The sequence below is a fragment of the Cytobacillus eiseniae genome (genome assembly GCF_017874625.1).
GTDB classification, from domain to species: Bacteria; Bacillota; Bacilli; order Bacillales; family Cytobacillaceae; genus Cytobacillus; species Cytobacillus eiseniae.
Genome location: NZ_JAGIKZ010000005.1, coordinates 1 through 19,414, shown reverse-complemented (window position 1 = coordinate 19,414; position 19,414 = coordinate 1). Strand labels below are relative to the sequence as shown.

Sequence of the window (19,414 nt, the reverse complement as noted above, 5' to 3'; positions counted from 1 at the left end):
ATTAGCAATAAGGTTTATGGGAATAGCCATTATTTAAAGGAGCATGGAGAAATGAAAAGAGAAGATGTCATTATCGTTGGGGGAGGTCCTTGCGGCTTAGCAGCTGCAATTGCCATGCAAGAAATAAATCTTACCCCCTTAATTATTGAAAAAGGCAATATCGTAAACGCCATTTACAATTATCCTACACATCAAACATTTTTTAGTACAAGTGAGAAGTTAGAGATCGGCAAGATCCCATTTATTACAGTGGAATATAAGCCTCGTCGAAATGAAGCATTGACCTATTATCGGGAAGTAGTGAAAAGAAGAAAATTAAATGTACAAGCATATGAAAAAGTGTTAAAAGTCGAAAAGCTTGAAAGTCAGGAATTTCTTATTAAGACATCGAAGCAACAATATGTAACAAATCACGTCATCATAGCAACAGGCTATTATGATCATCCAAATTTACTGAATATTAAAGGGGAAAACTTGCCAAAGGTATTTCATTATTTTAAAGAAGCCCACCCTTATTTTGATAAAGATGTTGTCGTTGTAGGCGGGAAGAACTCAAGTGTAGATGCTGCTTTAGAGTTAGTAAAGGCTGGTGCAAGGGTAACTGTTATCTATCGGGGATCTGAATATTCTCCTAGTATTAAGCCTTGGATTCTACCGGAGTTTGATTCACTTATCCGAAATCAGCTGATTAAAATGGAGTTTAATGCCCATTTAGAAGAAATATCCGAAGATGAAGTGAAATATAGTAAAAATGGACAGTCATTTGTAATTAATAATGATTTCGTTTTTGCAATGACAGGATATCATCCCGATCATCAATTTCTTAAAGAAATGGGTATAGCCATTGATGCAGAGTCAGGGAGACCATTTATAAATAATGAAACGATGGAGACGAATGTAGAAGGTATTTTCATCGCAGGTGTGATCGCAGCAGGAAATAATGCAAATGAAATCTTTATCGAAAATGGCCGATTTCATGGTGAACTCATAGCCAAAGCAATAATGGAAAAGAAGAAGTAAAGAATCATTTAATTTTGAACTTAAATATAGGCTCTTTTCCAAAAGTTTGTTGCTTTTGAATCAAATATTTGAATGAATAAGTCGACCAACTAGATCGGTTGATTGGAGCGGAAGGTGCGAGATCCTCGAAAATGCTGTCGCATTTCCTTCGTGCGGTGTAAATTCTAAGAAGCCTACTCAATTACTCAATGTCCTGCGGGATGCGTAGGACAGCTGAGACTTATGCAGGAGCGAATGCGACGAGAAGGCTCAAGCGGACTACCCCGCGGAAAGGGAGCAACCTGGAGTGGAAATCAACCTTTACCAACTTTATCTTAATTAGCAACAATATTTATGAAAACAGCCTAAATATAAAAGAGCTGGCAAGGAGATTGTTTCTCCTTGCCAGCTCTTTGGTTTATACTTCGAACATTTGATCAATTGTCTTCTCATGATCTGTACTCTCTAAGCCAATTAAGAGTTTGATTCTTGCTTTTTGCCCGTTAAGCCCATTGGAGAAAATAACACCTAAACTTTTTAAATTCTTCCCTCCACCTTCATAGCTGTATACATCCTGTGCAATGCCGTTAAAACAGCGAGAGACAAGGACAATTGGAATCTTTTTAGCTAATAATGCTTTTATACCATCTATTGATGCAGGTGGAAGATTGCCTTGTCCAAGAGCCTCTATTACTACTCCATTATAATCTAAATCTCTAATAGCAAATAATAAGGTTGAATCCATCCCTGCATGTGCTTTTATTAAAGCCACTCGTTTAGTGATGCCTGTAATGGGATAAAATTCATTTATTGTCGGTAGGTGATGAAAGAGAACCCCTCTTTTTGTCACGATCCCGATCGGCCCATACTGTGGACTTTGGAAGGTAGACACATTGCTTGTATGTGTTTTTGTTACATTCTCTGCTGTATGAATCTCGTCATTTAATACAACGAGCACACCTTTATTCTTTGCTTCTTCACAAGCTGCAACACGAATTGATGAAATCAAGTTATAAAGACCGTCTGCACCGATCTCATTGCTTGAACGCATCGCCCCGGTCACTACGATTGGTATCGTTGAATTAACTGTTAAATGAAGAAAATAAGCTGTTTCTTCTAATGTATCTGTTCCATGTGTAATAACAACCCCTGAAATTTCCTTTTCATCAAGATATTTATCAATTATTTTTTTTAATTCAAACATTTCAATAGTCGTAATATGCGGAGAAGGAAGATGAAAGGGTTCCTCAATAATAATATCAGCTAGCGATAGTAATTCATTTGTTTTCTCAGTTAAAGGATTTACTTCTGTAGGTTTCACTGTACCAGTAGCAGCATCCTCACTCATTGAAATCGTTCCACCTGTATGTATAACTAAGATTTTTTTCATATGCATCTATTCCTCCATCATAATAAAATATTTTGCTTTTACTTTTCTGATTCCAATATTTGAAAAATCATTTTCAATCTTAAATGAACATGTTACGATTAGAGAAAAGCAACTTGAAATGAGGGCAGCTCATGATTGGAATTTTATCTGCGGGTATTGCCCCAGGATTAGCATTATTAAGTTATTTTTACTTAAAGGATCAATATAGCACCGAGCCAATTTCGATGGTTTTAAGAACATTCTTTTTTGGGGTAATCCTTGTATTCCCAATCATGTTTATCCAATATATTATTGAAACTGAAAGCATTATCCAATCAAACTTCTTAAGTGCCTTTTTTTCCTCAAGCATGCTGGAAGAGTTTTTTAAATGGTTTATTATTTACTACATTGTTTATCAGCATGTTGAATTTGATGAACCATATGATGGAATCGTCTATGGTGCATCTGTATCCTTAGGATTTGCTACGTTAGAAAACATTTTGTATTTAGTTGCCCATGGCATTGATCATGCACTAGGAAGAGCACTTCTTCCTGTGTCAAGCCACGCCCTTTTTGGTGTTATCATGGGTTATTATATCGGAAAAGGGAAATTTACAGCAACACATAAATATAAATGGATTTTCCTTTCGCTATTTTTCCCCTTTGTTTTGCATGGCACATATGACTTTATTTTAATGACTCAGAAAAATTGGATGTTTATTATGTTTCCTTTCATGATCTTTCTTTGGTGGCTAGGCTTAAGAAAAGTAAAGAAAGCTAGAGCCTTAAATACAAAACATCTTGAAAACCAACTCCACTTTTAATAAATTTAACAGTTTAAAAGCAAAGAATTTCTACATCAACATTAAAAAAAGGGTACGAAATCCATCATGGGTATCGTACCCTTTTTCATTTCTCTTATCTAAATGTAATTTAGTTACATAAAGGAAAGTGTTAAATGAAGGTTAATTGAAGGGCAAAGGATTTAAATAAAAGGCTCTTATCTAAAGGATTATTGCTTTTGAATCAAATATTTGAAGTTTGACCAAATAGGTCGGTTGATTGGAGCGGAAGGTGCGAGTTCCTCGAAAATGCTGTCGCATTTCCTTCGTGTGGTGTGAATTCTAAGTAGCCTACTCAAATTCCTGTGGGAAGCGTTGGACAGCTGAGACCTAAGCAGGAGCGTGAGTGACGAGGAGGCTAAAGTGGACAACCCCACGGAAAGCGAGCACACGTACGCAGGAATCAACCTTTACCAACTTTATCTTAATAAGCAACAATATTTGCGAAAACAGCCGTCAAAATATGCTAGTTTTAACTTTGAAATTTAATTGCATTAATTTAAATCTATAGAAATTGCATAAAAAGCCAGTTACTACAAATTATAGAGATAATGCAAAACGATTTACTTTGGAGGTGCTATCTGTGAAAAAAAATATGTTCATAACTAAAGTATTTCTAATCATTACTTTATGTATGCTCTTGATTCCAATTAGTGGGAATGAGGAAAAAGCCACAGCGTTTACAAATCAAATCATTCAGCAAGGTGCAGTAGGAGATGATGTGATTGAACTGCAAGCAAGGTTGCAATACCTTGGTTTTTATAACGGAAAGATTGATGGTGTATTTGGTTGGGGAACTTATTGGGCTTTAAGAAATTTTCAATATGAATTTGGATTAGATATTGACGGAATGGCAGGGGAGAAAACAAAAAAGAAATTAACTGATGCATCAAAGTATAATAAAGAATTTGTTAACGAACAAATCAAAAAGGGAAATAAATTTACTCATTATGGTGGTGTAGATCTTGAAAAGCAGCAAAAGCCATCAGGAGAAAAAAATACTGAGGCACCAAAACAGCCGGCAAATACCGGATCAGGAACTGCTGATAAAAATACAGAGCAAAAGCCGTCAGCTGCAAATACACCAAATGGCTTCTCTTCAAACGATATTCAACTAATGGCAAATGCAGTTTATGGTGAAGCAAGGGGGGAGCCGTATACTGGTCAAGTAGCTGTTGCAGCAGTCATATTGAATCGTGTGAATAGTGCTTCCTTCCCGAATACTGTTTCAGGTGTTATTTTCGAACCGAGGGCATTTACAGCAGTAGCTGATGGCCAAATTTGGTTAACACCGAATGAAAAGGCGAAAGAAGCAGTATTAGACGCGATTAATGGATGGGACCCAACAGGCAATGCTTTATATTATTTTAATCCGGATACAGCTACAAGCGGCTGGATTTGGACTAGACCTCAAATTAAGAAAATTGGTAAACATATTTTTTGTAAATAGAGAGGTGAAGAATATTGCTTAGAGGAATTTTGATCGGTGTACTCACTATCGGTGTAGCAGGAACTGCATTTTGGGGGTATCAGGAGCATCGCGAGAAAAATGCAATCTTAATTAACGCGGAAAATAATTATCAACGTGCGTTCCATGATTTAACGTATCAAATGGATGTTTTGCATGATAAAATTGGAACAACTTTAGCGATGAATTCACGTTCTTCTTTGTCACCAGCATTAGCAGATGTTTGGAAGCTTACATCTGAAGCACATTCAAATGTTGGGCAGCTTCCATTAACATTGCTTCCGTTTAATAAGACAGAGGAATTCCTTGCGCAAATTGGTGACTTCAGTTATAAAACAGCTGTAAGGGATTTAGATAAAGAACCATTATCAGATAAGGAATATCAGGCTTTAAAGAATTTATATTCGCAAGCAGGAGACATTCAGCAGGATTTACGCAAGGTTCAGCATATGGTGCTTGAAAATAATCTTCGTTGGATGGATGTAGAATTAGCGCTTGCCACTGATTCGCAGCCTGCAGATAATACAATTATCGATGGATTTAAAACAGTTGAAAAAACGGTAGAAGGTTATGGAGAAACTGATTTTGGCCCTGCATTTGTCAATATGCAGAAAAAGGATGAGAACTTCAAATATCTTGAAGGAAAAGAAATTACGAAAAATGAGGCAGAAGAAATTGCTAAGAAATATGCATCGCTCGGCAATAATGTGAAAGTGAACATAACCGAAAATGGGGATGGTTCTAAATACGGATTTTACAGTGTGACTATTCTTGATAAAAAAACAAAAAACGAAGCGAGCATGGATCTTACGAAAAAAGGTGGGTATCCAATTTGGTTCATTCTCTCAAGAGATGTGAAAAAACAAACAATCAGCCTTAATGAAGCGAGTGAAAAGGCAGTTAAATTTCTTAAGGATAATCAGTTTGAGAGCCTAGATTTATTTGAAAGTGTACAATACGATAATATTGGCGTATTTACTTTTGTCACAAAAGAAAAGGGTGTTCGAATCTATCCAGATTCAGTTAAAATTAAGATTGCAATGGACAATGGTAAGATGATTGGCTTTTCTGCAGAAGATTATTTAAGGGCACATCATGTAAGGGAAATACCAGTGCCAACTATCTCGGCGGAAGAGGCTAGGTCAAAAATTAGTTCACAAGTGAATGTAATGGAAGAAGGCAAGGCGATTATTATAAATGATCTAAATCAAGAAGTTTTATGCTATGAATTCCTAGGAATACTTGGCGATGATACGTATCGTATATTTATTAATGCCGAAGATGGAACAGAGGAAAAGGTAGAAAAATTAAAAAATGCTGAACCAATATACGAAAATGTTATCTAAAAGGAAAGCCCGAGCGGCTTTTCTTTTTTTTAGGATATGACGAAAAATACTTCATATAGGCGCTATATAATGAATTCATTAAAGGCTGTTATGAAACAATCACTATGCTTTTTTTTGGTAAGTTCTTCCCCTTTCATATATGTACAAACCTTTCCGTGCATGTCATAATTAAGATAAGATGATCCTTAGAAGAGAAAGTGTGGTCAGCATGATTAATATTGGTGATATTCTTATTTTGGAACCGAGTGATTCAGAGAAAGATGAAAAATATAAATGTAAGATTGTTGAAAAAACAAACAATAAAATATACATTGATTACCCTAAAAATATGGAAACGAATCGAACCGTATTTCTCCTAGACGGAACACAGTTAAAAGGGAATTTTGTCACAGAGGATGATACTGTTTACCTTTTTGAGTGTGAAGTACTAAGTCGAGTAAAGCATAATATTCCGATGATTGTCTTATCCTATCCAGGAGAGGAACACCTCATGCGAATTCAACGAAGACAATATGTCCGTGTTGAAACGCCCGTAGATGTTGCTGTACATTCAATGAACGCAGAATTTCCGCCAATGATTACAATTACTGATGACATTAGTGCAGGGGGTGCCGCAATAATTAGCCCCAAGAACTGTCCGTTGAAGCCAAGCATGGAGATTAATAATTGGTTTGTATTGCCTATGCAAAATGGAGAAACACATTATTTGAAGCTGAAAAGTAAGGTTGTTAGGTTATTAGAGAAGAAAGATGCGAATCCGATTATTTCTGTTCAATTTGTAGATATTTCCCCTAAAGATCGACAGCTCCTTCTACGTTTCTGCTTCGATCGCCAGCTTGCATACAGGAAAAAAGGGCTGGATTAACTAATAAATGGAATATTTTCCTCCGTTTGCTCTCATAATAGAATGAAAGCACAGAGCGGAGTGATTAATATGAAAACATTTGAAAGAATTCTTCTTAAAATTGTTATTATTCAATGTTTATTTTTAATTATTACACAGATTTTTTTTCATAAATTGAATGCCTTTCCCGAACTTAACCAGCTTATCCAGTATGAAGGGGTAACAGACAACAACTTCACGGAATTGCTCGAAACATTTAATGGAAATAAGTAGGTAATCGCCTGCTTATTTTTTATGAGAAAAAATGACTTAATGCGGTCACAAACGATTGTTTTTGGTGGTCAAATGGCTTTTCTTTCAAACTGATTGAAATAACGTGATTTTACTAGATCATATGGTAAAATATAATAATAATTAGAGCATTTATCGCTATTTAGGAGGCACTATGAATAATCAGATTTCTATTGCAATTGATGGCCCTGCTGCGGCTGGGAAAAGTACTGTCGCAAAGATTGTGGCTGAAAAGCTTTCGTATATATACATTGATACGGGTGCAATGTATCGAGCGTTAACGTATAAAGCTATTTCTAATAAGGTTGATCTTGAAGATGAACAAGCATTAATGAATATTTTAAATGAAACATCCATTGAGCTGCTGCCTAGTGAAAAAGGTCAATTAATTTATTTGGATGGAGAAGATGTTACAAATGATATTAGAACATCAGAAGTAACCAATTCAGTATCCATCGTTTCGATGCATCGTCTAGTTAGAGAAGAAATGGTTAGCAGACAGCAAAGCTTTGCACATTCTGGTGGAGTTGTCATGGATGGAAGAGATATAGGTACACATGTATTACCGAATGCGGAAGTGAAAGTATTTCTTTTAGCATCTGTTGAAGAAAGAGCACTTCGCAGACATAATGAAAATATTCAAAAGGGTTTTCCATCAGATTTGGAGAAATTAAAAGAAGAAATCTCGCTTAGGGATAAATTAGATTCAGAACGGGAAGTAGCACCATTGAAAAAAGCGGAGGACGCTGAAGAAATTGATACAACTTCCTTAACAATAGAACAGGTTGTAGAAAAGATAATGGACCTGACTAATGAAAGGATGGGGCGTGATTGACGTTTTATGATTTTGCAAAATCAGTTTGCTATGGGGTTTTAAAGCCAATTTATCGCTTTGAAGTACTTGGCACAGAAGATTTTCCGAAGGAGGGTGGCGTTCTTCTTTGTTCTAATCATATTCACAATTTTGATCCACCCGTTGTTGGAATAAATGCCCCAAGGCCAGTTCATTTTATGGCGAAGGAAGAATTGTTTCACGTCCCTGTACTAGGAAAGCTTGTCCCTCATTTAAATGCCTTTCCTGTTAAAAGGGGAATGAGTGACCGAGAAGCGTTAAGAAAAGGTCTATCCTTATTAAAAGATGGGCACGTTTTAGGGCTTTTCCCTGAAGGGACGAGAAGTAAAGATGGAGAATTAAAGAAGGGACTTGCTGGTGCAGGTTTTTTCGCACTCCGTACAGAGGCAGCGGTTGTGCCATGTGCAATTATCGGTCCATATAAAGCTTTTAAAAGATTAAAAGTGGTGTATGGTACACCAATTGATATGGTGACTTTACGTGAGCAAAAGGCTTCAGCGGAGGAAACGACAGAAATCATTATGAAAGAAATTAGTAACCTCATTAAAAAGCATAGCTAAAGCTTCTTGCTTGACAAAAGAAGTAGTTTGTAAGAAGTTAGTAAAAAGGCGTGCAGTCTATCTTCAGTGTCAAAACATGGCGCTTCCGCATCTAAAAATAGGAGGAATACATATGTCTGAAGAAATGAATCAAGTTGAAGTGAAAAATTTCGAAATTGGTGACAAGGTAACAGGTCAAGTAACAAAGGTTGAAGAAAAACAAGTGATTGTTGATATTCGTGATAGCAAACTAGATGGAATTATTCCAATTAGTGAACTATCGAGCCTTCATGTAGAAAAAGCAAGTGATGCTGTATCTGAAGGCGATCTCTTAGACCTAGAAGTATTAAAGGTGGAAGAGGAAGCTTTAATCTTATCAAAACGTAAAGTGGATGCAGAAAAGTCTTGGCAAGATCTAGAGAAGAAGTTTCAATCAGGTGAAATATTTGAAGCTGAAGTAAAGGATGTTGTGAAAGGCGGATTAGTTGTTGACTTAGGTGTGAGAGGATTCGTCCCTGCATCACTTGTTGAAGCACACTTTGTTGAAGATTTCTCTAATTATAAAGGAAAAACAATGACATTCAAAATTGTCGAACTAGAAAAGGATAAAAACCGTTTAATTTTATCTCATCGGGCAGTAGTTGAAGAAGAAAAAGGCAAGCAAAAGCATCAAATTCTTGATTCACTGCAAGCTGGCCAAGTATTAGAAGGGACAGTCCAAAGAATCACTGACTTTGGTGCATTTGTAGATATTGGTGGAATTGATGGTCTTGTTCACATTTCTCAACTTTCCTATGAACATATCGATAAGCCGTCTGAAGTTGTTTCAGAAGGCCAAAGTGTTCAAGTGAAAGTGTTAAGTGTTGATCGCAATAATGAGAGAATTTCCCTTTCAATAAGAGAAACACTCCCAGGACCATGGAGTGATATTGCTGAAAAGGCTCCTAAAGGAAGCACAATTAAAGGAACGGTGAAAAGACTTGTATCGTACGGTGCATTTGTAGAATTATTCCCTGGCGTGGAAGGTCTTGTTCATATTTCACAAATTGCCCATAAACATATTGGAACACCACATGAAGTGTTAAAAGAAGGTCAAGAAATCGAAGTGAAGATTCTGGAAGTCAATGAAAAGGATCAACGCTTATCACTAAGTATTAAAGAATTGCAAGAAAAAGAAGATCAATATATAACTGATTATGAGCTACCTGAAGAATCCACTGGATTCCAGCTTGGTGAAATGATTGGTGATCAATTAAAGAATTTGAAAAAATAATGGTGATATATTGTGTCTAGGTCAAAAAGAAAATGGGATCATATTCGTTATGCTCTAGCAACTGGTCAGGAACAAAAGGCGGGATTTGAAGATATTACATTTATTCATCAAAGCTTGCCTAATTGTTCATTAGATGAAATAAAGCTAGATACAAAAATTGGCGGACTTTCTGTAAGTTCGCCAATTTTCATCAATGCTATGACAGGTGGCGGCGGTGAACGTACATTACAAATTAATCGTGACCTCGCGATTGTTGCTGAAAAAATGGGCATGGCTATTTCTGTTGGTTCACAAATGGCAGCGCTTAAAGACCCTGCAGAAGCAAAAACATATCAAATCGTTCGTAAAGAAAACCCAAATGGAATGGTCATTGGAAATTTAGGCAGCGAGGCAACTGTTGATCAGGCAAAGGCTGCCATTCAAATGATTGAAGCGAATGCGTTACAAATCCACTTAAATGTTGTCCAAGAGTTAACGATGCCTGAAGGGGACCGAGATTTTTCATCCGCACTTTTACGTATAGAAAATATTGTAAAAGGAGCAAATGTTCCTATCCTTGTTAAAGAAGTTGGCTTTGGTATGAATAAGGAAGCAGTGGAACAACTTTTCTCGATTGGTGTTTCCGCAGTTGATATTGGCGGGTTTGGTGGAACTAATTTTGCACGAATCGAGAACAATAGGCGTAAAAGCACCTTAGCTTTTTTTGATGAATGGGGAATCCCTACAACGGTTTCGATTGCAGAAGCTAAAGCGACGAGCAAACAAGGTGCTGTATTAGCTTCTGGTGGGATACAAACGAGCTTAGAGATAGCAAAGGCAATCGCGCTTGGAGCAGATGGAGTTGGAGTAGCGGGTTACTTCTTAAAGATTCTTATGAAGGAAGGCGTCGACACTTTAGTGGAAGAGCTTCATGTTATTCATGAGGAACTAAAAATGATGATGACAGCATTGGGTGCTAAAAATCTTAAAGAGCTTCAAAATGCACAGATCATTATATCTGGAAAAACGTATCACTGGTTAAATGAAAGAAATATTGATACGAAGAAATATAGTCAACGATGAAAGAGCTCTCGCCAATAGGCGGGAGCTCTTTCGTTGTCTGGGAAATAAAAAAATCGCATGTTGTGTATCACTTTGTGAATGGTTGGGTCTACTTTTTAACTCCAGAAGGAACCCTTCGTCACTCACACGAGTATGTGACCTTCTTATAGGACGAGCTCCTACGGCCTCCTTGATCTAAGCTATTTAAAAAAAGGTTAAATGAGCAACCCTCATGCCAGTTAGCCCTATTCCATGCCCATATCTGATCAAGGCACATGCGCTTTTGGTCTTGTTACAGCTTATTATTATTCAGTTCTCTTGCTTCTTCTGGGCTTTGCATTTTTGTCGCACCAGGATAGTGAAGTGCTTGATCACGATCAGATTCTACTCTTTTGCTTTGTTTTAACTTTCTTTCTTGACGATCCTTTCCCATTATGTACACCTCCCTCTCTATAAGATGAAACGAGGCAACATTATTTATTCACCCTATACTGAAATGAAAATTGATTAGATTACATATCAAAAAGACATAATGGAAATAATAGGGGGTGAGTGAAATTGGAAGGAATCATATTTTATTGGGTATCGTGGATGGTCTGGATCATGGCAACCTTCTTTATGAAGAAAGATCAATTACGTCTAAAGTTATCATGGATTCTGTTAGTCATCATTATCGCTTCCCCGCATATTGTGCCCATTTTTCAATTTGAAATTTCAATGGCTGGGATCTTTCTTTGTAGCATTTTCTTTTATTTGGCAACAAAGATGGAAAGATTGAAAATGGTTTATGGATGTATTTGTGCGTTTATAATTATGCTTGCTTATGTATGTTTTCATTTGTTTGAACTTTTTGATCCAGTGTGGCTCATTTTTCCGCGGAATTGGATGCTTTCAGTGATGGTTGTCTTTCTAGCTTTAATTTTACAAGAAAATAAACGAAATCGTATGTATATTATCATCCTTGGTTCATTCCAAGGGGAAATTCTTTATGCACTCATTCTAAGTAAATATTCATTTCCGTATTTAATTGCTTCTTTGACCTTCTTGGATACAATGACAATCGCATTAGGATTGGTTGCATTATGGAACGGAATAGAGCTATTGGCATCATTCTATGAAAAATACTTTAACCAATTGGAAAGGGAGAAGCAAAAACTATCATGAATGAATATACATTACCGATTCTTTTCGGAATCACTACAGGTACATTAACTAGACTTTACATGCTTCGGACAGATTATCGTCAATATCCAACCTATTTACATGGGAAAATCATTCATCTCGCACTCGGGTTTATTGCAGCGGGACTAGGGGCAGTAGCGATTCCATCTATTTTGAACGAAGAGTTTACTGCAATCACCTTTCTAACGTTAGCTGCTTCTCAGTTTCGAGAGGTAAGGAATATGGAACGAAATACGTTAACTGAATTAGATAGTTATGAAATGGTTCCAAGAGGAAAGACGTATATTGAAGGAATAGCCATTGCATTTGAAAGCAGGAATTATCTTGTTATATTCACCTCACTTGTAAGCGTTCTAGGTTATCTCCTCTTTAATATTTGGATCGGTATTCTTTTTGCTGTCATTTCATTAATTATTTCAAAAATCCTCATGTCAGGTGGGAGGATTGCTGATATTGTCGACGTGGAATATATGGAACCGCGTTTTGATGGGGCAGGACTATATGTTGACAATATATATATTATGAATATTGGACTGCCACAAAGACAGGAAGAGATTTTACGATACGGGATGGGCTTTATTTTAAAACCAAAAAATTTCAATTCACGCTCAACCATTGCGAATTTAGGGCAAAGGCAGGCTATTCTGCATGATGTTTCAACTGCTCTCGGTGTATATCGCGATTCTGGAACACCGGCTCTCGTTCCGCTTGCGAAAAGGGATCTTGATGATGGCAGAGTGGCGGTATTCGTACTGCCACAGGAGAAAAACATAGATAAGGCATTGAAGATTATCGGAGCTGTGCCTACATTGGAAAATGCCATTCGGATGCCAACAGAGAGAAATACGTCTAAAGAAGGGAGTTAAGCAGTATGGTTTTAGAGAAATATATTCTAGCTGTCATCACAACTAATCCTTCCAAGATTCCTGCGGCACCTGCTGTATTTTCCTGTGATAGCAAGGAGGAAATGGAGTCTATTGCTGGAAATCTTGAGGCAATCCTTGATGGAATTGCACATGCATTGAATGATGAATTGTATGTGATTGTGAAACATTAACCAATCTGCTAAGTTTTTCATACACAAGATAATTTTATAACCGTACGTTGTTAATAAATTTGAATTGCTTTTCTAACGTCCAGCTCCACAAGGAACACTTCGGCAGCGTATGCATCGCACGAGTATAAGTGATCTTCTTATAGGAGGAGCGCCTATCGCCTACCAAACTTCAGTACTGCTCCTCAACGATTGCGTCAACATCGGTCCGCTCACGCAAACCGTGTTTCCTTTATCGAAAGAACCAGTCCTTCCAGTTTGTACGGCGATGATCGAGGCGCTTGCGCATTTGTTCTTGCTTATGTAGGGAATGCTTTGATAATATAATGAAGTTAGGCCCTTCTGTTAAAGGAAGGGTTTATTTAATAACTTTGTACGTTCTTAGGCTTCTTTATGAAGAAAGCGAGACATCTATTGGAAGGTTTCTGCTTATGACCTCTGATGAATAGCTGGATTAATCACGCTTAGAAATGCCACAACTAGTGGTTTTCGTCTGACTTGGACAAGTTTTATTGTCAGGCTTTTAACAGGCTGCTGCTTTCCGACTTCGTATGATAGTTTTGCCGTTCGATTTATGAGAGTGGAAGTCATTATGACTGTTAATTTGCGATGAGTTGAATGTTTAAGTAATGTTAGAAAGAAATAAATTAAAGGGGTGATGTTCATGGCAAAACCAGTGGTGGCGATTGTCGGGCGTCCAAACGTAGGGAAATCAACTATATTTAATAGAATTGTCGGTTCAAGAATTTCTATTGTTGAGGATATTCCGGGCGTGACTAGAGACCGTATATACAGTTCAGGCGAATGGTTAACACATGAATTTAATATTATTGATACAGGTGGAATTGATATAGGGGACGAGCCGTTCCTTGAGCAAATTCGCCAACAGGCTGAGATAGCCATTGATGAAGCAGATGTAATTATCTTCCTAACAAATGGAAGAGAGGGAGTAACATCTGCAGACGAAGAGGTTGCAAAGATCCTTTATAAAGCTAAGAAGCCAGTCGTTCTAGCAGTGAATAAAATTGACAATCCGGAAATGAGGGAACAGATTTATGATTTCTACTCATTAGGCTTCGGGGAGCCATTTCCGATTTCGGGCTCACACGGATTAGGACTAGGTGATTTGCTTGATGAAGCAGCCAAGCATTTTCCGAAATCTGGTCAAAAGGATTATGGGGATGATGTGATTAAGTTTTCATTAATTGGTCGTCCGAATGTAGGGAAATCCTCTTTAGTGAATGCCATTCTTGGTGAGGACCGAGTGATTGTTAGTAATATTGCCGGAACAACGAGAGATGCCATAGATTCAGAACTGAAATTTAATGGTGACCAATATGTAATCATTGATACAGCAGGCATGCGTAAAAAAGGAAAAGTATATGAAACAACTGAAAAATACAGTGTACTGCGCGCATTAAGGGCGATAGAACGTTCGGATGTTGTACTTGTTGTTATTGATGGAGAAGAAGGGATAATCGAGCAGGACAAGCGGATTGCTGGATATGCGCATGAAGCAGGAAGAGCTGTCGTCATTGTTGTGAATAAATGGGATGCTGTTGAGAAAGATGAAAAGACAATGAAAGCTTTTGAAGAGCAAATTCGTGAACATTTTCTATTCCTTGATTATGCACCGATTGTTTTCTTATCTGCAAAAACAAAAAAACGGATACATACGTTGATCCCAATGATTAATAAAGCATGTGAAAATCATTCATTACGGGTAGAGACTAGTGTGTTAAATGACGTCATTATGGATGCAGTTGCAATGAATCCAACACCATCGGATAAAGGCAAACGACTAAGAATTTACTATGTAACACAGGTTGCTGTTAAGCCCCCTGCATTTGTTGTATTTGTGAATGATCCTGAATTAATGCACTTCTCATATTTGCGTTTCTTAGAAAATCGTATTCGTGATGCATTTGGGTTTGAGGGAACACCAATTAGGATCTTTGCAAGAGAAAGAAAGTAAATTTTATAAGGACTGACAGAACAATATTATTTGAAGGTAGTGATCTTATGGAGCAAAAGAAAGAATCGATTGCTGTCATTGGAGCGGGGAGCTGGGGAACAGCTTTAGCTATGGTTTTAGCAGATAATGAGCATGATGTGAAGCTCTGGGGACATAAGCCTAATCAAATCAAAGAAATAAATGAAAATCATACAAACCGTAAATATTTGCCAGATATTTTATTACCAGAAAGAATTATTGGTCATGCTTCATTAGAGGAAGCATTATTCGGCGTTAATACAATCATTTTAGCTGTTCCTACAAAGGCAATAAGGGAAGTCATCGGTAAAATTAGTGCGATTCGAAAGGAACCATTAACGATTGTACATGTGAGTAAAGGGATTGAGCCAGATACATTGCTTCGCATTTCTGAGATGATTGAAGAAGAAATGCCTGATAATCTTTTAGATCATGTGGTTGTACTTTCAGGACCTAGTCATGCAGAGGAAGTAAGCTTGAGGCATCCAACAACTGTTACTGTTTCTTCGAAAAATATGGAGGCAGCAGATAAGGTTCAAGATCTTTTTATTAATAATCATTTCCGGGTGTATACGAATCCAGATCTCATCGGTGTTGAAATTGGTGGAGCACTTAAAAATATCATTGCCCTTGCGGCTGGGATAACAGATGGATTAGGTTATGGGGATAATGCCAAAGCAGCATTAATGACTCGTGGATTAGCGGAAATAGCTCGGCTTGGCATGCAAATGGGAGCTAGCCCGCTTACATTTTCAGGATTGACTGGAATAGGTGACTTAATCGTAACATGTACGAGTGTTCATTCACGAAACTGGAGAGCAGGTCATTTACTTGGAAAAGGCCATAATCTTCAAGAGGTTCTTGATAATATGGGAATGGTCGTTGAAGGGGTAAGAACGACAAAAGCCGCGAAACAGCTTGCTGAAAAATATCGAGTGAATATGCCGATTGCGGATGCACTTTATGATGTTCTTTTTAATAATGTAAATGCAAAAGATGCTGTCGATCGTCTTATGGCACGTGGGAAAAAGAATGAAATGGATGATCTCATGAATGTTCTCGGTGAAAAAAACAGCTAAATTGACGAACCAGCATGTATTTTTAAAAATAAGTAATGTTTTTCGCAAAATATAGGCATTTCGAGGATGCGAGGAACATCACTTTTGCATACAATGCAACGAAGCAAACTAGTAAAATGAACAGGATAAATGGGTTATTTAGTCAAATGCTGAGTTAAAGAATTGCCCCTCTTTAGCTCGGTTTTTTTATTGTATGTCCATTTATTCATATGCTCTATATTTGTAAGGCCGGCGTTTTTGATAATGATAAACAGTAGAACTTATGTTATAATACTTCTCGGTAAAAGGAGTTGAAATTATGTCGGATTCTTTAATGAAAATGTGGATATCACTTGGTTCAATGGGCTTTATGTTTGTATCAATTTTATTAATATTTTTGAGTCGTTTTAAGCTAAAAGGTGTATTGAAGTTTATCACCGCTCTATTCGCTTATATTTTGATGATTATAGCAGGAATAATTATTTTTATAGTCGTATTTTCTGGGCCTACTCCCGAATAGTGAGCGAAATAGATAGTCCGTTTATTAAATACATAGTTAAGAAGGATTGATCCTGTTGAGAAAAAAGATTAAAATATTTTCTTTGTTCACGCTATCCATTCTATTATTATCGGGTTGCATGTATCCTGATGACCAATTAAAACAAAACCAAATTCCGTATGAGGACCAGATTCAAGCTGTCCAAACAGTAGTGAATAAATATAAAGAGGATAATGGTGGACTCCTTCCAATCAAGACGAAGAGTCAGTCTACACCGATTTATCATAAGTATCCAATCGATTTTAAGAAGCTTACACCGAAGTATATGGCGGAACCACCAGGAAATGCATATGAATCTGGGGGTGTTTTTCAATATGTATTAGTTGATGCTGAAACAAACCCAACGGTTAAGCTCTTTGATTTAAGAATTGCGGAGACGATTCGTGATATTAAATTTAGAATACAAGCCCAAGGCTATCCTCCCTATAAAGAAAAACTCGATGAACATGTTTTTTCTTTAGATTTTAGTAAAATCGGCTTTAAGGAAGATCCATATGCGTTAAGTCCTTATACTGGAAGGCATCTCCCTTTCGTTGTTACAGGTGATGCGGAAGTATATGTTGACTACACGAGTGATTTATTCGAGATAGCAAAGAAGAAAGAAATAAACTATCAGCCTGGTGAGGATATTAGAGGGATTCTTGTTGAGGATTCAGCGTTTGTTCCTGCTTATTCCTTGCCATATACTATTGATCCAGCAACAAATAACCCGATCTTTTTAACGAAATAGTCATAACCCTTTTTCTACAAAATATAATGTGGGAGAAGGGTTTTTTTCTTCTATGCGATTCTTAACTCTAAAAGTAATGAACAAGAAATAAAGTTTGTAAAAGATTTTACTCTTCAACTGGGGTAATTTTAAAAAAACTGTCATAACACAGTAGGACAACATCATAAATATATAATGTCCAGATGTATTTGATAGGATAATATTATCCCACAGATTTTAGGAGGGGATCACTTGGAAAAGGTAGATATTTTTAAGGATATTGCCGAAAGAACTGGTGGTGATATCTATTTCGGGGTAGTTGGAGCTGTAAGAACAGGCAAATCAACTTTTATAAAAAAATTTATGGAGCTAGTTGTATTGCCGAATATGAGCAATGAAGCTGACCGCGCTCGCACCCAGGATGAACTCCCTCAAAGTGCGGCGGGTAAGACAATCATGACAACAGAACCGAAATTTGTGCCCAATCAGGCAGCCACAGTTCATGTTGATGAAGGATTAGATGTGAATATTCGTTTGGTTGATTGTGTTGGCTACACAGTTCCTGGGGCGAAAGGTTATGAGGATGAAAATGGCCCAAGAATGATTAATACACCATGGTATGAAGAACCGATTCCGTTTCATGAGGCAGCAGAAATTGGTACGAGGAAAGTCATTCAAGAGCATTCCACGATTGGAGTAGTCATAACGACAGATGGGACAATTGGGGAAATCCCACGTGTGAACTATCTTGAAGCTGAAGGAAGAGTCATTGATGAACTGAAAGAGGTTGGAAAGCCATTTATTATGGTCATCAATAGTGTACAGCCGCATCACCCAAATACGGAAGCACTTCGAAATGAATTGGCTGAAAAGTATGATATTCCAGTACTAGCTATGAGTGTCGAAGGAATGAGGGAATCAGATGTATTGAATGTCATGCGTGAAGCCCTTTATGAATTCCCTGTATTAGAGGTGAATGTAAATTTACCAAGCTGGGTCATGGTTTTACATGAAGATCATTGGTTACGAGAAAGCTATCAGGATGCAGTGAAAGAAACAGTTAAGGATATTAAAAGACTTAGAGATGTTGACAGAGTCGTACACCAATTTAGTGATTTTGAGTTTATTGATCGGGCAGGCTTAGCTGGTATAGAAATGGGCCAGGGGATTGCAGAGATTGATTTGTTCGCCCCGGATGATCTTTATGATGATGTATTAAAAGAAATTGTAGGCGTTGAAATTAGAGGCAAGGATCATCTGTTAGAGCTCATGCAAGATTTCGCACATGCGAAAACAGAGTATGATCAAATCTCTGATGCATTGAAAATGGTGAAGCAAACAGGCTATGGAATCGCAGCTCCGTCATTGGCTGATATGAGCTTGGATGAACCAGAAATTACACGTCACGGCTCAAGATTTGGTGTAAGATTAAAAGCGGTTGCTCCATCCATCCATATGATTAAGGTAGATGTTGAATCAGAGTTTTCACCGATTATTGGGACGGAGAAGCAAAGTGAGGAGCTTGTTCGATACTTAATGCAGGATTTTGAGGATAACCCATTATCAATTTGGAATTCTGACATTTTTGGAAGAAGCCTTAGTTCAATTGTACGAGAAGGAATCCAAGCAAAACTTGCAATGATGCCTGAAAATGCCCGTTATAAATTAAAAGAAACATTAGAAAGAATTATTAATGAAGGCTCAGGCGGCTTAATTGCAATAATTTTATAATTTCTAGGGACTCCGTAGGGGGTCTTTTTCTTTTTTTCTAAAGGATTGGTGTTAGTTTAGCAGCTGAGCTGATAAATAGACGGAGAAAATCCGCTTATTTCGTAATTTTGACTAAAAATAGCGTTAATAAGCCACTAGACTTGCATAAAGGTTCCATAAATTAACAACGAGGTATATTACAGCTGTCTTACATGCTGGTTGATGAGTGTATTTTTCATAATGTGCACTTCACATTAAAGTTTACATTATTCAAAATTTTTCCA

The 19,414-nt window shown here is 37.2% G+C and carries 20 protein-coding genes; 18 read left to right on the top strand and 2 right to left on the bottom strand.

The window, feature by feature from the left end:
• Positions 1 to 51: 51 nt before the first annotated feature.
• The gene (locus J2Z40_RS06205; RefSeq protein ID WP_066395555.1) at positions 52 to 1,020 is read left to right on the top strand and encodes a YpdA family putative bacillithiol disulfide reductase; all 969 of its coding nucleotides are present in this window, start codon (positions 52 to 54) and stop codon (positions 1,018 to 1,020) included.
• Positions 1,021 to 1,417: 397 nt separating this feature from the next.
• On the opposite strand, the gene J2Z40_RS06200 is transcribed toward J2Z40_RS06205, so the two are convergent.
• Positions 1,418 to 2,389: an asparaginase gene (locus J2Z40_RS06200; protein ID WP_180316779.1), complete on the bottom strand. Its 972-nt coding sequence runs from the start codon at positions 2,387 to 2,389 to the stop codon at positions 1,418 to 1,420.
• A 131-nt stretch (positions 2,390 to 2,520) separates the two neighbouring features.
• On the opposite strand from J2Z40_RS06200, the gene prsW reads away from it, so the two are divergent.
• From prsW to fni, 9 genes are all read left to right on the top strand, one after another.
• Entirely contained in the window at positions 2,521 to 3,192 is a 672-nt protein-coding gene (gene prsW / locus J2Z40_RS06195; RefSeq protein ID WP_066395551.1) for a glutamic-type intramembrane protease PrsW, read from the top strand.
• Between the two features lie 652 nt (positions 3,193 to 3,844).
• Entirely contained in the window at positions 3,845 to 4,660 is an 816-nt protein-coding gene (sleB, locus tag J2Z40_RS06190; protein WP_245350004.1) for a spore cortex-lytic enzyme, read from the top strand.
• A 14-nt stretch (positions 4,661 to 4,674) separates the two neighbouring features.
• A complete protein-coding gene (gene ypeB / locus J2Z40_RS06185; protein ID WP_066395545.1) occupies positions 4,675 to 6,024 on the top strand; it encodes a germination protein YpeB in 1,350 nt (449 codons plus the stop codon).
• A 208-nt stretch (positions 6,025 to 6,232) separates the two neighbouring features.
• Entirely contained in the window at positions 6,233 to 6,889 is a 657-nt protein-coding gene (locus J2Z40_RS06180; RefSeq protein WP_066395542.1) for a flagellar brake protein, read from the top strand.
• Positions 6,890 to 6,958: 69 nt separating this feature from the next.
• A complete protein-coding gene (locus J2Z40_RS06175; protein WP_066395539.1) occupies positions 6,959 to 7,141 on the top strand; it encodes a YpfB family protein in 183 nt (60 codons plus the stop codon).
• 172 nt (positions 7,142 to 7,313) lie between these two features.
• Complete coding sequence (gene cmk / locus J2Z40_RS06170; protein WP_066395533.1) at positions 7,314 to 7,994, top strand: (d)CMP kinase; 681 nt, start codon at positions 7,314 to 7,316, stop codon at positions 7,992 to 7,994.
• Positions 7,991 to 8,572: a lysophospholipid acyltransferase family protein gene (locus tag J2Z40_RS06165; protein WP_066395531.1), complete on the top strand. Its 582-nt coding sequence runs from the start codon at positions 7,991 to 7,993 to the stop codon at positions 8,570 to 8,572. Before cmk ends, J2Z40_RS06165 begins: the two co-directional genes overlap by 4 nt.
• A 112-nt stretch (positions 8,573 to 8,684) precedes the next feature.
• On the top strand, positions 8,685 to 9,824 hold the full coding sequence (gene rpsA / locus J2Z40_RS06160) for a 30S ribosomal protein S1 (RefSeq protein WP_066395529.1): 1,140 nt from the start codon (positions 8,685 to 8,687) through the stop codon (positions 9,822 to 9,824).
• Positions 9,825 to 9,836: 12 nt separating this feature from the next.
• Positions 9,837 to 10,886, top strand: coding sequence for a type 2 isopentenyl-diphosphate Delta-isomerase (gene fni, locus J2Z40_RS06155; RefSeq protein WP_066395522.1), 1,050 nt, complete (start codon positions 9,837 to 9,839; stop codon positions 10,884 to 10,886).
• Between the two features lie 271 nt (positions 10,887 to 11,157).
• On the opposite strand, the gene J2Z40_RS06150 is transcribed toward fni, so the two are convergent.
• On the bottom strand, positions 11,158 to 11,298 hold the full coding sequence (locus J2Z40_RS06150; protein ID WP_066395520.1) for a YpzI family protein: 141 nt from the start codon (positions 11,296 to 11,298) through the stop codon (positions 11,158 to 11,160).
• A gap of 125 nt (positions 11,299 to 11,423) precedes the next feature.
• On the opposite strand from J2Z40_RS06150, the gene J2Z40_RS06145 reads away from it, so the two are divergent.
• The 8 genes from J2Z40_RS06145 to spoIVA all read left to right on the top strand — a co-directional run bounded on the left by J2Z40_RS06145 (position 11,424) and on the right by spoIVA (position 19,151).
• Positions 11,424 to 12,029 carry a YphA family membrane protein gene (locus J2Z40_RS06145; RefSeq protein ID WP_066395518.1) on the top strand — a complete coding sequence of 202 codons (606 nt, stop codon included), beginning with the start codon at positions 11,424 to 11,426 and terminating at the stop codon, positions 12,027 to 12,029.
• On the top strand, positions 12,026 to 12,913 hold the full coding sequence (locus J2Z40_RS06140; RefSeq protein WP_066395515.1) for a YIEGIA family protein: 888 nt from the start codon (positions 12,026 to 12,028) through the stop codon (positions 12,911 to 12,913). Before J2Z40_RS06145 ends, J2Z40_RS06140 begins: the two co-directional genes overlap by 4 nt.
• Before the next feature lie 5 nt (positions 12,914 to 12,918).
• Positions 12,919 to 13,104 carry a capping complex subunit for YIEGIA gene (locus J2Z40_RS06135; RefSeq protein WP_066395513.1) on the top strand — a complete coding sequence of 62 codons (186 nt, stop codon included), beginning with the start codon at positions 12,919 to 12,921 and terminating at the stop codon, positions 13,102 to 13,104.
• 661 nt (positions 13,105 to 13,765) lie between these two features.
• Positions 13,766 to 15,076, top strand: a complete 1,311-nt coding sequence (gene der / locus J2Z40_RS06130) for a ribosome biogenesis GTPase Der (protein WP_066395511.1) — start codon at positions 13,766 to 13,768, stop codon at positions 15,074 to 15,076.
• Between the two features lie 47 nt (positions 15,077 to 15,123).
• Entirely contained in the window at positions 15,124 to 16,173 is a 1,050-nt protein-coding gene (locus J2Z40_RS06125; RefSeq protein ID WP_066395509.1) for an NAD(P)H-dependent glycerol-3-phosphate dehydrogenase, read from the top strand.
• Between the two features lie 298 nt (positions 16,174 to 16,471).
• The gene (locus J2Z40_RS06120) at positions 16,472 to 16,672 is read left to right on the top strand and encodes a DUF2768 domain-containing protein (RefSeq protein ID WP_066395505.1); all 201 of its coding nucleotides are present in this window, start codon (positions 16,472 to 16,474) and stop codon (positions 16,670 to 16,672) included.
• Positions 16,673 to 16,727: 55 nt separating this feature from the next.
• The gene (locus tag J2Z40_RS06115) at positions 16,728 to 17,441 is read left to right on the top strand and encodes a hypothetical protein (protein WP_066395502.1); all 714 of its coding nucleotides are present in this window, start codon (positions 16,728 to 16,730) and stop codon (positions 17,439 to 17,441) included.
• 231 nt (positions 17,442 to 17,672) lie between these two features.
• Positions 17,673 to 19,151, top strand: a complete 1,479-nt coding sequence (gene spoIVA, locus J2Z40_RS06110; RefSeq protein WP_066395499.1) for a stage IV sporulation protein A — start codon at positions 17,673 to 17,675, stop codon at positions 19,149 to 19,151.
• The last annotated feature ends 263 nt before the right edge of the window (positions 19,152 to 19,414 follow it).

Bases quoted from the DNA above. Each gene is read 5' to 3' on its own strand.
- J2Z40_RS06180 (WP_066395542.1), top strand. From the start codon at position 6,233: ATGATTAATATTGGTGATATTCTTATTTTGGAACCGAGTGATTCAGAG.
- der (WP_066395511.1), top strand. From the start codon at position 13,766: ATGGCAAAACCAGTGGTGGCGATTGTCGGGCGTCCAAACGTAGGGAAA.
- prsW (WP_066395551.1), top strand. From the start codon at position 2,521: ATGATTGGAATTTTATCTGCGGGTATTGCCCCAGGATTAGCATTATTA.
- rpsA (WP_066395529.1), top strand. From the start codon at position 8,685: ATGTCTGAAGAAATGAATCAAGTTGAAGTGAAAAATTTCGAAATTGGT.
- J2Z40_RS06120 (WP_066395505.1), top strand. From the start codon at position 16,472: ATGTCGGATTCTTTAATGAAAATGTGGATATCACTTGGTTCAATGGGC.
- J2Z40_RS06175 (WP_066395539.1), top strand. From the start codon at position 6,959: ATGAAAACATTTGAAAGAATTCTTCTTAAAATTGTTATTATTCAATGT.
- cmk (WP_066395533.1), top strand. From the start codon at position 7,314: ATGAATAATCAGATTTCTATTGCAATTGATGGCCCTGCTGCGGCTGGG.
- J2Z40_RS06205 (WP_066395555.1), top strand. From the start codon at position 52: ATGAAAAGAGAAGATGTCATTATCGTTGGGGGAGGTCCTTGCGGCTTA.
- J2Z40_RS06140 (WP_066395515.1), top strand. From the start codon at position 12,026: ATGAATGAATATACATTACCGATTCTTTTCGGAATCACTACAGGTACA.
- J2Z40_RS06135 (WP_066395513.1), top strand. From the start codon at position 12,919: ATGGTTTTAGAGAAATATATTCTAGCTGTCATCACAACTAATCCTTCC.
- J2Z40_RS06150 (WP_066395520.1), bottom strand. From the start codon at position 11,298: ATGGGAAAGGATCGTCAAGAAAGAAAGTTAAAACAAAGCAAAAGAGTA.
- J2Z40_RS06125 (WP_066395509.1), top strand. From the start codon at position 15,124: ATGGAGCAAAAGAAAGAATCGATTGCTGTCATTGGAGCGGGGAGCTGG.
- J2Z40_RS06200 (WP_180316779.1), bottom strand. From the start codon at position 2,389: ATGAAAAAAATCTTAGTTATACATACAGGTGGAACGATTTCAATGAGT.
- sleB (WP_245350004.1), top strand. From the start codon at position 3,845: ATGCTCTTGATTCCAATTAGTGGGAATGAGGAAAAAGCCACAGCGTTT.